This is a genomic window from Cohnella sp. GCM10020058, from assembly GCF_042683485.1.
In the GTDB taxonomy this organism is placed as follows: Bacteria; Bacillota; Bacilli; order Paenibacillales; family Paenibacillaceae; genus Cohnella.
This window is the reverse complement of record NZ_JBHUJV010000014.1, coordinates 12,657-26,959: the sequence shown is the minus strand read 5'-3', so window position 1 is coordinate 26,959 and position 14,303 is coordinate 12,657. Positions and strand designations below refer to the sequence as shown.

General features: G+C 58.5%; 16 protein-coding genes and 1 riboswitch. Of the genes, 1 reads left to right on the top strand and 15 read right to left on the bottom strand.

Annotation, left to right across the window (positions count from 1 at the left end; translation table 11 throughout):
• Window positions 1–10: 10 nt before the first annotated feature.
• Together ACFSR7_RS24550 and pth are read right to left on the bottom strand one after the other, a co-directional pair.
• Entirely contained in the window at window positions 11–241 is a 231-nt protein-coding gene (locus ACFSR7_RS24550; protein WP_090117844.1) for an anti-sigma-F factor Fin family protein, read from the bottom strand.
• Between the two features lie 181 nt (window positions 242–422).
• Entirely contained in the window at window positions 423–989 is a 567-nt protein-coding gene (gene pth / locus ACFSR7_RS24545; protein WP_378166157.1) for an aminoacyl-tRNA hydrolase, read from the bottom strand.
• 108 nt (window positions 990–1,097) lie between these two features.
• On the opposite strand from pth, the gene ACFSR7_RS24540 reads away from it, so the two are divergent.
• Window positions 1,098–1,301 carry a hypothetical protein gene (locus ACFSR7_RS24540; protein WP_378121809.1) on the top strand — a complete coding sequence of 68 codons (204 nt, stop codon included), beginning with the start codon at window positions 1,098–1,100 and terminating at the stop codon, window positions 1,299–1,301.
• A gap of 709 nt (window positions 1,302–2,010) precedes the next feature.
• Here the strand turns inward: ACFSR7_RS24540 and ACFSR7_RS24535 are convergent.
• The 13 genes from ACFSR7_RS24535 to ACFSR7_RS24475 all read right to left on the bottom strand — a co-directional run bounded on the left by ACFSR7_RS24535 (window position 2,011) and on the right by ACFSR7_RS24475 (window position 14,292).
• Window positions 2,011–2,658 carry a 50S ribosomal protein L25 gene (locus ACFSR7_RS24535; RefSeq protein WP_378166156.1) on the bottom strand — a complete coding sequence of 216 codons (648 nt, stop codon included), beginning with the start codon at window positions 2,656–2,658 and terminating at the stop codon, window positions 2,011–2,013.
• 171 nt (window positions 2,659–2,829) lie between these two features.
• A complete protein-coding gene (locus ACFSR7_RS24530) occupies window positions 2,830–3,786 on the bottom strand; it encodes a ribose-phosphate diphosphokinase (protein ID WP_378166154.1) in 957 nt (318 codons plus the stop codon).
• Between the two features lie 85 nt (window positions 3,787–3,871).
• A complete protein-coding gene (gene glmU / locus ACFSR7_RS24525) occupies window positions 3,872–5,296 on the bottom strand; it encodes a bifunctional UDP-N-acetylglucosamine diphosphorylase/glucosamine-1-phosphate N-acetyltransferase GlmU (RefSeq protein ID WP_378166153.1) in 1,425 nt (474 codons plus the stop codon).
• A 160-nt stretch (window positions 5,297–5,456) separates the two neighbouring features.
• Window positions 5,457–5,744 carry a septation regulator SpoVG gene (gene spoVG, locus ACFSR7_RS24520; RefSeq protein WP_067781204.1) on the bottom strand — a complete coding sequence of 96 codons (288 nt, stop codon included), beginning with the start codon at window positions 5,742–5,744 and terminating at the stop codon, window positions 5,457–5,459.
• Between the two features lie 330 nt (window positions 5,745–6,074).
• Window positions 6,075–6,902 carry a pur operon repressor gene (purR, locus tag ACFSR7_RS24515; RefSeq protein ID WP_378166151.1) on the bottom strand — a complete coding sequence of 276 codons (828 nt, stop codon included), beginning with the start codon at window positions 6,900–6,902 and terminating at the stop codon, window positions 6,075–6,077.
• A gap of 126 nt (window positions 6,903–7,028) precedes the next feature.
• Window positions 7,029–7,886, bottom strand: a complete 858-nt coding sequence (gene ispE / locus ACFSR7_RS24510) for a 4-(cytidine 5'-diphospho)-2-C-methyl-D-erythritol kinase (RefSeq protein ID WP_378166150.1) — start codon at window positions 7,884–7,886, stop codon at window positions 7,029–7,031.
• A gap of 199 nt (window positions 7,887–8,085) precedes the next feature.
• Window positions 8,086–8,268, bottom strand: coding sequence for a small, acid-soluble spore protein, alpha/beta type (locus tag ACFSR7_RS24505; protein WP_378121794.1), 183 nt, complete (start codon window positions 8,266–8,268; stop codon window positions 8,086–8,088).
• Window positions 8,269–8,412: 144 nt separating this feature from the next.
• A complete protein-coding gene (gene veg / locus ACFSR7_RS24500; protein WP_277529852.1) occupies window positions 8,413–8,685 on the bottom strand; it encodes a biofilm formation stimulator Veg in 273 nt (90 codons plus the stop codon).
• A 152-nt stretch (window positions 8,686–8,837) separates the two neighbouring features.
• The gene (gene yabG / locus ACFSR7_RS24495; RefSeq protein WP_378166148.1) at window positions 8,838–9,722 is read right to left on the bottom strand and encodes a sporulation peptidase YabG; all 885 of its coding nucleotides are present in this window, start codon (window positions 9,720–9,722) and stop codon (window positions 8,838–8,840) included.
• 104 nt (window positions 9,723–9,826) lie between these two features.
• A complete protein-coding gene (gene rsmA, locus ACFSR7_RS24490) occupies window positions 9,827–10,711 on the bottom strand; it encodes a 16S rRNA (adenine(1518)-N(6)/adenine(1519)-N(6))-dimethyltransferase RsmA (protein WP_378166282.1) in 885 nt (294 codons plus the stop codon).
• A 26-nt stretch (window positions 10,712–10,737) separates the two neighbouring features.
• The gene (gene rnmV, locus ACFSR7_RS24485) at window positions 10,738–11,457 is read right to left on the bottom strand and encodes a ribonuclease M5 (protein ID WP_378166146.1); all 720 of its coding nucleotides are present in this window, start codon (window positions 11,455–11,457) and stop codon (window positions 10,738–10,740) included.
• A gap of 207 nt (window positions 11,458–11,664) precedes the next feature.
• Window positions 11,665–12,816: a resuscitation-promoting factor gene (locus tag ACFSR7_RS24480; protein WP_378166144.1), complete on the bottom strand. Its 1,152-nt coding sequence runs from the start codon at window positions 12,814–12,816 to the stop codon at window positions 11,665–11,667.
• Between the two features lie 311 nt (window positions 12,817–13,127).
• A riboswitch (cyclic di-AMP (ydaO/yuaA leader) is annotated at window positions 13,128–13,340 on the bottom strand.
• A gap of 154 nt (window positions 13,341–13,494) precedes the next feature.
• Complete coding sequence (locus ACFSR7_RS24475; RefSeq protein ID WP_378166142.1) at window positions 13,495–14,292, bottom strand: TatD family hydrolase; 798 nt, start codon at window positions 14,290–14,292, stop codon at window positions 13,495–13,497.
• Window positions 14,293–14,303: the final 11 nt, after the last annotated feature.

Genomic DNA, 14,303 nt, shown 5'->3' with positions numbered 1-14,303 from the left:
GACGACGGCGCTATTGAAGCGGATTGCTAAGCAGCGCCAGTTCGGGGTGATGGTCAAGCGCCTGGCTGCAATAATCGCAGACCACCTGCACCGTCACATCTCCGTTAGAATTATACGCTATTATACGCTTTCGCTCTTCGGGGGTCAAGAAATGCAAGCCCAGCCTGTATTCGGATACATCGGCCCCCTCGAATCGGCCAAGCGGCGTGCGGCAGTGCCGGCAAACGTAGTTCACAGCCATATGGGTATGCCTCCTGAAGGCAGATTATGCAGCCATGGACAAGTCAAGATCAAGCCATGGAACCGCGCTCCCTTCAGTATGCCCGGCCGGCGGCGATTTTAAGCGCAAATGGATGGCGCATCCTGCGAATGGCCGCTACTCCTCGTTCTATGCACGCGCTCATGGCCCTTCTTTCACCGTGTTACTTACCGTTGTACTTCGCCATTGTCTCTTCGAACGGGTGACCGAGCGCGAACTCGATTGCATCGCACGCGTCCGCGACCATCGTCCGCAGCGCCTCCTGCTCGCTCTTGGGGAACGCGCCAAGCACGTAGTCGACGATCTTCATGCCGCCCACAGGACGCGAGATGCCCATGCGCACCCGGTTGAATACCTGAGTGCCCGTATGCGCAATGATCGACTTAATGCCGTTGTGACCGCCCGCGCTTCCCTGGTAGCGTAGCCGTATCTTGCCCGTCTCCGTATCGAGATCGTCATAGACGATGATGCCGTCCTCAAGCGGAGTTTTATAAAAATCCATCAGCGCCCGCACGGACTCCCCCGACAGATTCATATACGTCATCGGCTTCAGCAGCGCGACCTTGAGACCTTGGACGCGCGCCTCCCCGTACATGCCCTTGAGCTTCTTCTGATGCTCCAGTTGCGTGCCCCAGCGCCTGGCCAGCTCGTCCACGACCATGAAGCCCGCATTGTGCCGCGTCGCCGCGTATTCCGGCCCCGGATTCCCGAGGCCTACGATCCATTTCATCGGTTATTCAGCTCCGTTTCAATTATTTTAAGGGCAAGCTGCAACGAATTGGCCTGCAGCCGTGTCATCTAAATTACATAGCAAAAACGTCAGGGGTGATGATGAACAATGATGTACCTCAACGGCCAGACCTTGTCTCATGACAGGCATTTCGCTGATCATATCGTAGCAGAGGTGCCCGTCCAAATCTACAGAGACAAGCAGCACAGCGATATCGGTTTCATCGAGCGTTACGGCAAGGAATTCGTCAAAGTCAACAACCACGTGTATTGCCGCAAGGAATTCACCTTCGTATCAAGGCCAGGTTACTGAAGCGGATTAGCCCGACCGACCCGGCGCCGCACATCCGCGCGTTACTTCCGGCGCCTCGCCCGCATTCCCCGCTGTTCAATTCCTCTTAGACCTTACATAAGCTTTATCCGCAGAAATATGCCAAATCCGCAATAGGCAATTCCCCTCATCCCGGATACGCTTAGGAGAGGGGGATTGTCTTACGGTTGCGGACGAAAAGCCGCACCTTGCGGCATAAGAAAAACGTCCGGGCAGATGTCCCTGACGGTTGTTTTGCGTTGAGTGGATATCCGAAACGGGAGTCGCGCGGAACGCCTGTCCATGGCGCATCCGCCAGCCGTTCCAATAGGGTGACCGATCGTCGCCCGTGTTGTCCTTTTGCCGCAAAGCCTGCTAATACATTTATTTCTGTCGATATCCGCCCTATTAAACAGCATAGATGCAAAAGCGCAGTATTTTTCTCCATCAGTCGGAATTCCGACTTGCACTTTGCATCTACCTGCACACTTGCAGGTCCTTTCGTCGGGTACCGTTGGCCGGCAGAAAATACATGTATAAATGCAGGTTTTGGACCTGAAAAATGGTTCGCTCGAATATCCACAATTCATAAACAGGCATGTCGTTATGTAGCGATTGAATAGGACAATAAACCTATACACATGAACAACCGCCAGACTTATCCACAGTCTGGCGGAGTTTATACACATATGTGGATAACGTTGTGCAAATCTTAAGCGTCGGTCTCCACAGCTTTTGCTGCATCCGAATGCTTCGCGTTCTCCTCGGCAGCATCTGCCGCCGCATCCGCTTCGTCCTCGGTGATCTCCTTCTGCGGCGCAAGCACGGCGATGACAACCGTATCCTCGTCTTGTACCGGCTTGACGCCGGACGGGAACGCGAGTTGGCCGATCGTCAGGTTCTCGCCGAAGCCGAGTGCCGAGATATCCGCAGACACGGACTCAGGCAGATCCCGGGCGACGCATTCCACTTCGATCTCGTGAAGCACGACGGTCAGCAGGCCGCCTTCCTTCTCGCCGGGACTCGTACCCGTCACTTCTATGCGGACCGGGGCTTTGATCTTCTCATTCAGATTAATCTGGTGGAAATCGACATGAAGCACCTGACCGCTCAGCTTGTCGCGCTGGATATCCGTCAGCAGCACGGACTGGTTGCCGCTGCCCGGCACCTCCAGCTGCAATACCGCATGCGCGTGACCGCGCAGCAGGCTGGAAAGCTCCTTGCCATCGAGCGCGATGGCGCTCGGCGCCTGCAAGCCCTTGCCGTATACTACGCCGGGTACCTGCCCTTGTATCCGAAGCTGCCTAAGCGCACCTTTCGTGGAACGCTGGCGCGATTCCGCACGCAATGTCGTCGTCATACCGATTCCTCCCGATTGCTGCAAGATTTGAAGACATGCATTTATTTTACCCTTCGGGAGGGGGCGTTAAACAAAAAAGGGAACCGCAGCGGGCCATGCCATGTCAAAGCCGCAGCGGTACCGCAAAGAAGGCCGCGTAATCTCCATGGAGACGACGCGGCCTTCAAACGGTCAAGCGTGCGGTTCAAAAAGCTTGCTGATGGACTGCTGCTCGTGAATGCGCACGATCGCTTCGCCGAGCAGCGGAGCGACCGACAGCACGCGCATCTTGGTCGAGGCGCCAGGCGTGCGGAGCGGGATGGTATCGGTCACCGTCACCTCGGTGATCGGCGATGCCTCCAGCCGTTCCATAGCTTGTCCGGACAGCACGGCATGGGTACAGCAGGCGTAGATCTCTCTTGCTCCAGCCTCCTTAAGCGCCTGGGCTGCCAAGCAGATCGTGCCGGCCGTGTCGATAATGTCGTCGATCAGGATCGCGGTGCGCCCGGAGACGTCGCCGATGATGTTCATGACCTCGACGACGTTGGGCTCCGGACGGCGCTTGTCGATGATGGCAAGCGGCGCCTGGAGCTCGTCCGCCAGCCGACGCGCCCGCACCACGCCGCCGTGGTCGGGAGACACGACGACAGGAGCGATCAGGCCCTTGCTCTGGAAGTAATCGCCGAGGATCGGGACGCCCAACAGATGATCGACCGGAATGTCGAAAAAGCCCTGGATCTGCATGGCGTGCAGGTCCATGGCGATCACGCGGTGCGCGCCTGCCGTCTCGACCAGATTGGCGACCAGCTTGGCCGTGATCGGGTCGCGCGACCGGGCCTTGCGGTCCTGGCGGCCGTATCCATAATAAGGAATGACGACGTTGATCGTCTTGGCGGAGGCGCGCTTGAGCGCGTCTACCATGACGAGTAGCTCCATCAGATGCTCGTTGACCGGCCAGGAGGTCGACTGGACGACGAATACGTCCGCGCCGCGCACGCTCTCGTTCAGCCGGATGTGAATCTCTCCGTCGCTGAAGCGGGTGACCTTCACGTCGCCGAGCGGCACGCTGATATGCCTGGCGATCGCTTCCGCCAGGCGAGGATTCGAGCTGCAGGAAAATAGCTTCAAGGTATTGTCAGGGTAGCTCATAAGCGCCTCGCTTTCGATGAGGGCGATGGCGAGCCCCGCGCCTGTGCGGGGCGGCCGCGAATCGCCGTCCGTTTAAATCTTTTCGCTATTCGCGGGAGTCTTCGCCGTCTTTGCGCTTTGCTGCCGCTTCCTTCTTTGACTTGGCTCTACCGCGAAGTTTGTCCGCATAGCCTTCCTTGTTCACCTGGCGCGCGCGCGCGATCGCAACGCTGCCGTCCGCCACGTCATGCGTGACGGTGGAGCCGGCGACCACGTAGGCGCCGTTGCCGATAGTCACCGGGGCGATCAGGTTGGAGTTGCTGCCGATGAAGGCATCGTCGCCGATGACGGTCTTCGATTTATTATACCCGTCGTAGTTGGCGGTAATCGTCCCGCAGCCGATGTTGGTGCCGCTGCCGACGACCGCGTCGCCTACGTAACTCAGATGCGGAACCTTGCTGCCGGCGCCGATCTCGGCGTTCTTGATCTCGACGAAGTCGCCGATCTTGACGTTGTCCGCAAGCTTCGTGCCCGGCCGCAGGTAAGCGAACGGACCTACGGCGCATCCGCTGCCCAGCTGCGCCGACTCCGCCACCGATTGGCGGATCGTCGAGCCGTCTCCGACGGCCGTATCGGTTAGATCCGCACCCGGACCGATGACGCAGTCCTCGCCGATGACCGTGCCGCCTCGCAGGACCGTGCCCGGGTACAGCACCGTGTCGGCGCCGATCTGAACGCCGGCTTCGATGTAGGTGCCGGCCGGATCCACGATCGTCACGCCGTTCGTCTGGTGGCGCCGCGCGATGCGCTCCCGCATGAGCCGCTCCGCCTCGGAGAGCGCGATGCGGTCGTTGACGCCGATCGACTCGGCCGAATCCGCCGCGACCGAAGCGGAGATGCGCTCGCCGCGCGCCTGGAGAATGCCGATCACGTCGGTGAGATAGTACTCGCCCTGGGCGTTGTCGTTCGTAACGGCGGCGAGCGCCTCGAACAACTTCAGGTTGTCGAAGCAATACGTGCCCGTGTTGATCTCCCGGATTGCCGCCTGCTCCGGCGTGCAGTCCTTCTGCTCCACGATGCGCAGCACGCTGCCGTCTTCGCCGCGGACGATGCGTCCGTAGCCTGCCGGCTGCGCAAGCTCTGCGGTCAAAATCGTGGCGGCTGCGCCTTCGGACGCATGCAGGGAGATGAGCGCTTCGAGCGTCTCCGAGCTTACGAGCGGCGTATCGCCGCAGACGACGAGCGTCAAGCCGTCCGTGCCGCCGATTGCGGATGCGGCTTGGAGCACCGCGTGTCCGGTCCCAAGCTGCTGCTGCTGGAGTGCGTATTCAACCGAATCGCCCAGCATCTGCTGCACGGCCTCGGCACCGTGGCCTACAACGACGACGGCACGCTCGCAGCCGATGCCGCGGACCGCGTCCAGCACGTGCCCGACCATAGGCTTACCGCATACGGGATGCAGCACTTTATATAATTTGGATTTCATCCGCTTGCCTTGTCCGGCAGCCAGAATCACAGCCATTCTCGTCATATCGGGCAGATGCCTCCTTTTCCCGCTTCCCGCGCGCACGGTATTTTTCACTTGTGATCATAGCTTATTACAAAGCAAATGAAAAGAGAGCCGTCGCCGGCTCTCGTCGATGCTACTTCATATTCTCGGCGCATACCGCCGTTAAGCGCGAACACAAGCACTACGCACCTTCGACCAGCACCTCTTCTTCCTCCACGGCTGCGCGCTCGTACTCGGCGAGTACGGCGGACTGGATCTTCTCGCGCGTGCCCGAAGAAATGGGATGAGCGATATCTCGGAATTCTCCGTCGGGCGTACGCTTGCTCGGCATAGCAACGAACATGCCGTTGTTGCCGTCGATCACGCGAATATCATGGACGACGAACTCGTTGTCGATCGTGATAGACGCGATTGCCTTCATTCGCCCCTCGGAATTAACGCGGCGGAGTCTAACATCTGTAATTTGCACTTGTGTTCACCACCTTTGCCCCATCAGAAGACTTGGTGTAATATTCCACAAAATCGTGCCGATTCCTTCTTAAATCTGGTAAAACTAGTCCATTATTTTAAATATTTTTTCAATACCGGATAATGTCGACATTGTACGCCCACATTGGCTTTATTTCGACAAAAACTCCCTTTTCGCGCGGCTTCCGATCGGCGCAAAACGGCGTTTCGGAATGGCATTTTTTGCAGTCTATGAACGCATCCTCCAATTCCCTGAAGCGCAAAAAAACCGCTAACCAAAATTGAGGTCGGCGGTTGAAGTTCGCGATCGATTCCCCCATCCCTTGCTTAATCAAGGCTGAAAGAAGTTGCCTGGCTGAACGGCGATATGCTTCGTCTTCAGATCGACTTCGGTGAGCCGCGCCAGGGAAATATAATCGTGGAGCAGACGCTCCTCGTTGTCCACCTCGCCCGATTCAACCAGGACGCCGACGCCGGCCACGATCGCCCGGAATTCGCTAAGCAGGTCGACCATGCCTTGGATCGTACCGCCGGCCTTCATGAAGTCGTCGATGATGAGCACGCGGCTCTGCTCCTTAAGCGCGCGACGTGCCAGCGACATCGTCTGAATCCGCTTATTGGAACCGGAGACATAATTGATGCTGACGACGGAGCCCTCTGTCACCTTGTGGTCGCGTCTGACGATGACGACGGGAACGTTCAGGTACTGAGACGCGGCATGCGCCAGCGGAATGCCCTTCGTCTCCACCGTCATGATCACATCGATGTCCCGGTCCGCGAAGGCGGTGGCGAACATGCGTCCGAGATCCTGCAGCAGCCCAGGCTGGCCCAGCAGGTCGGTCATATATAGATATCCGCCCGGCAGCAGACGATCCGGCTGCTCCAGCATGCTGCATACTTCTTCGATCTTGCGCAGCGCTTGGTCCTTGCGGCACTTCGGAATGAAGCGTACGCCGCCGGCTGCGCCCGCCAACGTGTGAAGCTCGCCGATCCCTTCGTCCTCGAATACTTCCTTGATGATCGCGAGATCCTCGCTAATCGAGGACTTGGCGGACTGGTAACGCTCGGCGAATGCTGTCAACGATATTAACGTGTGGGGACGATCCAGCAGATATTGCGTCATTTCAACGAGCCGCGCACTGCGCTTTAACTTTTTCATCCAACCCACCCCGTCCAAAACCGAATATTATAACGATATAATAACACTTTTATCCGGTTTTGAGCAAGGCGTCAAAAGCCCCATGGCACCCTTTCTTACACCCGATGGAACTGGCTTATAGAATGATTAGGTGAGCATGCGTACAACGTAAACCTCTTTGCAAAATCCGCGCAGACCATTGTAGATGCGAGCCAGCTTCGACTCCTTGGATACGAGACCGAATACGGTCGGCCCGCTCCCGGACATGAGCACGCCATCCGCGCCGAGCCGCGTCATCACTTCCTTGATCTGCCTGACCTCCGGATAATGGGCCAGCGTTACCTTTTCCAGCACGTTCCCCAACGCGCCGCACATCCGGTCGAAGGACCCTTCGCGGAGCGCCGCCAGCATGTCCGGCACGGACGGATGCTTCCCGACCTCGCTCACGCGGAAACGCCCGTACACGTCCGCTGTCGACACGTTGATGGGTGGCTTGGCCAACACGACCCAACACTGCGGCGGGCTCGCAAGACTCTCCAGCCGCTCGCCGCGCCCCGTCGCCAGCGCCGTGCCCCCGCGCACGCAGAAGGGTACGTCGGAGCCCAGTTCGGCGCCCAGCGCCTCCAGCTCCGGCAAGCCGAGGTTCAGATCCCAGAGGCGATTGAGCCCGCGCAGTGCGGCGGCGGCATCGCTGCTCCCTCCTGCGAGCCCGGCAGCCACGGGGATCTGTTTGTCCAGGTAAATATAGACGCCTTTCTTGACGCCATAACGCTGCTTGAGCAGCTTGGCAGCCTGAAAGGCTAAATTCTTCTCGTCAAGCGGGATAAAGCCGGCTTGGCTGGCCAGCACGATCTGATCGCGCTGCAGCTCCTCGAGCGTGAGACGATCGGCGAGATCCACCATCGTCATGACCATTTCCACTTCATGATAGCCGTCTTCCCGCTTGCGCAGCACGTCGAGCACCAGATTGATTTTCGCCGGCGCTTTCTCATATATTTTCGTCATATGTCCACCTGCCAGACCTTCTGCTTCGCCTGATTCCTGTCGCTCCAAAGCTTAACATATTATAACAAACCCCTGCCCGAATTGCGATTTGACAGGAATGGACTTCTATATGTAAAAGCCGGGGATGCCCCCGGCGGCTTCTTCTGCCCCTCAATGCGCCCGACCTGTACCGCAGCCGGGCACTAGCCCCGCCGGCACGTCAGTCCTGCTTGCGCGCTAGCGACTGCTCGGCGAGCTGGATCGCCCGCTTGACCATATTGCCCGCGTCCTTCGTGCTGATAGCGCCCCAGCCTTCGCTCTCGACCTTCCCGTAGAAGCCGAGATCCTTGGCGAGCTCCGTCTTGAACGATTCGGTCATCGTCCGTCCTCTGCGCCTGCTCATGCGAATCCCTCCCGTGGCTGTGATGAGGCTTCGCGCAATGAAGCAGCGCGGCCGTCAACCGTTAGGGTGCCCCCGAGCCGCCCCCAAAATGCAAAACAGGCAGTCGTGCCTGTAAGGGCGCGACTGCCTTAACGATCCAAAAGCTCAGTGCTGCAAATCGATGCGGACCTGACCTTGTTCATTGCACAGCATGACTTCGACGGACTCGGTGAGAATGTCAGCATAGCTGTACGAGACACGCTTGAACGCATTCTGCTCCTGGTCCAACTTGACGATGAACACCGACGGGTAAATTTCTTCGAGAACTCCCGTGCGTTCGATGGTTTTACGGCGGCCACCGTTGGCGCGGAGCATGATCTTGGATCCGATATGCGGCTCCAAGCTTCGTTTGATATCCAGAAGCGCGTTCTTGGACATGTCCACTACCACCTCTTTCCCTGTAAATTATACCTAAATCCAGGGGAGGTGTCAAGTGGTTAAATATTATAGCAGCGGACAAGAAATATTGTCAATAATGTTTTTCTAATATCATTTTAATTTTAATCAAAATGAGTCTGAGGAAATAGAATTTAGCCAAATTCCGCGGCCGTGAGCGTCGGGACGATGTTGGTGGGCTTGATATTCGGGAGTCCGATCCGGTATTTGCCCAGCGACTCGACCCCGCCGACGCCCCGCATGCCGCTGATCGTATTCGAGATGACGTCCGGCAAGTCGATCGTCTCCCTGAACGGCGTAAAGGCTGCGCGGACGGCGACATATACCGGATCTAGCGCATGGATCATAATGCGCGCTGGCGAGCTGGCGAAGTTGGCGCCGGCGGACATCAGCGCCTCGAAGTGAGACTGGCAAGCACCCGCGACGACAATCAGGGAGTCCTTGCTCTTATCGTAACTGCGCGCGGTTCGGACGGCCTGGATGAAGTTGCCCGTGTTTTTATAGCTCGACAGCTGCTCGTAGTCGGTTCTGTTCTTATAGACGCCGTCGTGGCCGGTAATCACCACGATATCGGGCATCACCTTCGGCAACAGGTCGGCTACTGCGGCCGCCATCTGCGATTCGTGACAGTGAACGCCTTCGGCGGGCATGCGCAGCTGCCTGTATACGGCCATGCTCTTTTTCAAGTAATTGACGTCGCCGTCCAGATGGAGCACCTTGCCCGGCATCTCAAAGTACGGTTTGCGCTGCCCGGACGAGGCCGCTTCCTCGATCCCCTCCTGGACATGGGCGCGCTCCGCCTGCATCCGTCTCACCGATTCGCCGGCCTGCACGCGTGCCGTCCGGGGGCCGCGCAGCTCGTCCGGGTTCCGTACCTGCTCGAGGTCCCCTACAGGCGCGTCCGCGAGCAGCCGATAATCCGTTCCCCGCAGCACCGCCGTATTCTGCAGCAGGGCCGCGATTCGGAACAATACATCGCCGCCGTATGATTTGCGGACGACCAAGTCCCCTAGCTTCATGGGCGAATCACCTCTTCGTCTATCCTATGGGGAGGGGCGCCCAATGGTGCACGCATTAACGCAAGCGAGGGTCCCCGTCGTCGACAAGACAGGGACCCTCGGTTCTATGCGATCATGCCGGCAGCAGCCAACGCTTCGGCCAGCGTCGCGAACTCCTGAAGCGACAGCGTCTCGCCGCGCCGCTCCGGCTTCACGCCGCTTGCCTCAAGCAGGCTGGCGAGCTCGGCCTTGCGCTCTTTGCCGACGAGCGCAGCCAGGTTGTTGTGCAGCGTCTTGCGCCGCTGCGTGAAAGCCGCGTGCACGACGCGAAAAAATCGCGCCTCGTCGGATACGTCGACCGGCGGCGCCTCGCGCCTGGTCAGTCGGATGACGGCCGAATCGACGTTCGGCGCAGGAATGAAGGCGCCGGACGGCACCACGCAGACGATATCCGCTACGCAGTAGTATTGGACAGCGATGCTGAGGGTGCCGTAATCCTTGCCGCCGGGCTTGGCCGCCATCCGCTCGGCCACTTCCTTCTGGACCATGACGACGATTCGGTCGAGCGGCAGCTTCTGCTCCAGCAGCGTCATGACGATCGGTGTCGTCACGTAGTACGGCAGGTTCGCGACGACGCTGACCTCGCTGCAGCCGGCGAACCGCTCCGACCACAGCTTCGCCAGGTCGGTCTTCAGCACGTCTCCGTGCACGACGGATACATGCGGATAGGGCGAGAGTACTTCTTCGAGGATCGGGATCAGCCGATTGTCGATCTCGACTGCGGCGACCTTGCCGGCTTCCTGTGCGAGTCGCTCCGTCAACGCGCCGATGCCCGGGCCGATCTCCAGTGCGCCCTTGTCCTTGTTGAGCGCTGCAGCATCCACGATTTTGTCCAATATATTTTTGTCGATCAGAAAGTTCTGACCCAGACTTTTCTTGAAGGTAAAGCCGTGCTTGCGGATAATATCCTTGGTCCGCGTCGGCGTCGCGATATCCATGGCACCCGCCATACCGCTTACGCCTCCCGCATGCTTCGTCATTCGCCTACTCCCTCTCTCGTCAGCTGCTTGAGCGCCTCTGCGAACTCCGTCCGCGTAATGCGAAACATCCCGAGCCGCTTGTAGAACTGCTTGCCGTTGGCATATCCGATGCCCAGCAGCTCGCCCATGCGCTCCCTGCGGCTTGCGGCGGCCGGATGTACGATCAGCCCCGCATCGATCAGATCCGGCCAGGCGATCTCCGGCTCGCCGTCTCCCGCGCTTGGGCCAGCTTCCGCGCCTGCGCCGGCCATCGCTGCCCGGTCCGCGCCTGCCAGCGCCGCCTCGGACGCAGACGCCGATGAAGCCCCGTCGCCGCGCTGCGCCGCGAGCGCTCCATCGGCGACGGCAACTGCGCCGCCCCCTGCCGATGGCCGCACGCGTGCCAGCGCCGCGCGTATCGCCTCCGGGCTCGCGTGCTCGACGCCGATGCCGTCCTTGCCGCGCGCATCGGCCTTCGCCAAGAACGCGTGGCTGCATCCCGGCACCCTCGCCTCGATAATCTTGCGTATTTTCTCGCCCGGCACGTCCGGATCCGTAAAGATAATGACACCGCGCCGTGCGCGGGCCAGCTCGATGCGTCGCAGCACCTTTTCGTCGATCGCCGAACCGCCCGTCTCAATCGTGTCCGCGTCGACCGCCCTTCGGATCGCCACGGTATCCTCCTTGCCTTCCACAACGATGATCTCTGCTATCTTAGCCAGGCCGATACCGTTCACCCCGCTCGCTCCGTTCGTTCCCCTATCCGTTCGTATTGCTTCGTATGCCCTATTATAGCCGACATCCCGCAAATGACAAAGGGAAGAGGCACAGGCCTCTTCCCAGGATGCAGCGACCCGACCAGGCCGCCGCCAAAAAAACTTGACCGCTCCGACATAAAACAGACACAAACTCAATAATAGCGGGTAATAAAAATTAAGAACCTATCAGGCGGCCGATGGCTTAACCGGTCCGATCACGTACACAGTGTTGCCGCGTTTCTTGCCGAACTTATTCGCATACCGCTCGCTGTCGTAGTACACGTCGATCTTCTTGCCTTTGATCGCACTGCCCGTATCTTCCGCGCGGCGGAAGCCGATGCCCTCGATGTAGACCCACCAGCCCAAAGGCACGACATCCGGATCGACGGCAATCGTACGACCCTCGGATACCGTGGTACCGGAAGCGGTGATGCCGTAGCCCGCGTCGCCTACGTCTTTGCCCGTCGAAGCCGGACCCGCGGAATACGCGGTTAACGTGACGCCGGATAAAACGCTCTTTACCTTCACGGATTTGCCGTTCAATTGGAGTGTCTTAACTTCGTCTGCGGCTTTGTTGTAGGCAAGCGACACGACGGCCGCTTTTTTCTTCGCGCCGACGGCTACGACTTGCTGCACGATCGGCTGATCAAGCGATTTGTAGATGAGCTGTTCGTTAACGAGCTTGCCGTCTTCGTAGACGCGCTCGAATTTTTTCACCAGTAAGCCTTGCTTGCCCGTCTGCATGACCTTCGTCTTGCCGACCAGCAAGTTCTGATCCGCTGTCTTGACAACTTTGTACGCCATCGGATGCTCGGTCGTGACGACCTCGCGTGTGACGCGGACGACCTTCACCTGCAGTCCCTCGTCGATCTTTGACGTGAGTGCCGGCGTAACTTTGTCTTCTGCGGAGAGCGTGATGCCTTCATTTTGCAGCAGATCACCCACCGTCTTGACTGTTGTATATTTGGTCTCTTTCTTCCCGTCTGCGACGAGCTGAACGCTCATAGCCCGATCGATGACGACTCGCGTGCCGTCCTCTACCGAGGACGTGAGCGCTGCCGACAACCGATCGTTTGGACCGACCGTGATGCCAATCTCCTTAAGCAAGGCGGAGACATCGGAAGTGCGGGTTTGGATGACGGTAGATTTCCCGCCGTCCACGACGGTCACGCTCTTGGCGGACGCGCCGTGCAGCAGCATGATGAGACAGATGGTAAGAGCAAAGGACAAGATTGCGCTCAAGAGAATCAAACGCAGATGCTCATGCAACCATCGCGCTGCGGTAAGCTTGCCGGTCGGTCGTGGATCATGGGTCCCTTGAAGGGGGATTGCACCCATTTTCTCGTTCCTCCTTCATAGCCTCGCCGTCGACTGTTTTACATGATATTCGTCTGACGCGACTATCCATTTGTGATAACGGCGCTGGAAGCTTAGTGTGGAGCGGCTTGCACACTAGCGAATTGCGCCGCCTTGCCCAGCTATGGAGGCATGTCATGCGCCTGCCATTCATCCCGTGGGTGCTTCCGTGGAGCGGTCTTAGCGGCTATCGGCACCGAACGCGTAAATTCGGGCACAAAAAAAGCCTGCGACAGAGGGCCTGGTCGTGGCTTCCGCTCAACTGGACGAGGGACGATGGGGCGGCACGAGGTTACCTCTCTCTACTACGCTTGCGAGGTTAGCTGTCGGGTTCGGGCGTCGAGAGTCTGCCCTAAGCGATCAAGCGGTCTGCCGTCAGCCGGACGGCGCCCGTCGTTCGCTACTCACCCCAAGATTGCTCGGACCGCTGGGACATCGGCAAGCGCCGATATCGTCCGCGTCGGGTCCCCCGCTCTCCCCGCTGGGAGATTAAGCGCACTGGAAAAGGAATGTCATATTCGGACTTCTGGATTAGATAATAACCCGCACGCCCCAAAGGTGTAAAGAACGTGCAAAGAGCGAATTTCAGCGTTTTAAGGCAAATTTCAGCCATATTTTTAGGATTTCGAAGGCAAAAGCTAGTTTTTTCTTAGAAAATATTTATTTTTCTGCGTTTGTTGGCGCTTTTTCTTCGAGTCGAAAACAGACACGTGCATTTCGATCCGTAATTTCTTCTATTTTTTCCCTAGAAAGGCCTGTGATTTCCGCGGCGGAATCAGCTACAAACTGCACATAAGACGACTCGTTTCGCTTGCCACGATAGGGGTGGGGGGTAAGGTACGGAGCATCGGTTTCGATCAACAATCGGTCCAGGGGGACACGGGCCAATACCTCTTTGGGAACGCGCGCGTTTTTGAAGGTGACCGGCCCGCCGAAGGAGATATAGAAGTTCATATCCAAGCATTGCTTGGCCGTCTCCCAGCTGCCGGAGTAGCAGTGCATGATGCCCCCGATCTCGGCTGCTCCTTCTTCGCGAAGAATACGGACGACGTCCTCATGAGCATCCCGATTGTGAATGATGATCGGCTTGCCGATCCGCTTCGCGAGCCGGATCTGTTCGCGGAATACGAGCTGCTGGACGTCCTTGGGCGAAGTGTCCCAATAATAATCGAGCCCGATCTCGCCGATCGCCACGACTTTGGGGTGACTGCATAGTGATTCGATCCAGCCCAGGTCATCCTCCAATCGCATGTCGACGGCATCCGTCGGGTGCCAGCCTACGGCCGCATAGATAAAATCGTACTTTTCGGCTAATGCAATGGTCGTCGGGATCGTCTCCCGGTTGAAGCCGATATTGACAATCGTACCGACGCCCGCTTCCTTGGCCCGCGCAATCACTTCTTCTCTATCGTCGTCAAACTTTGGTGAGTCCAGATGGGCGTGCGTATCGAACAGCATGTCGTGAACGC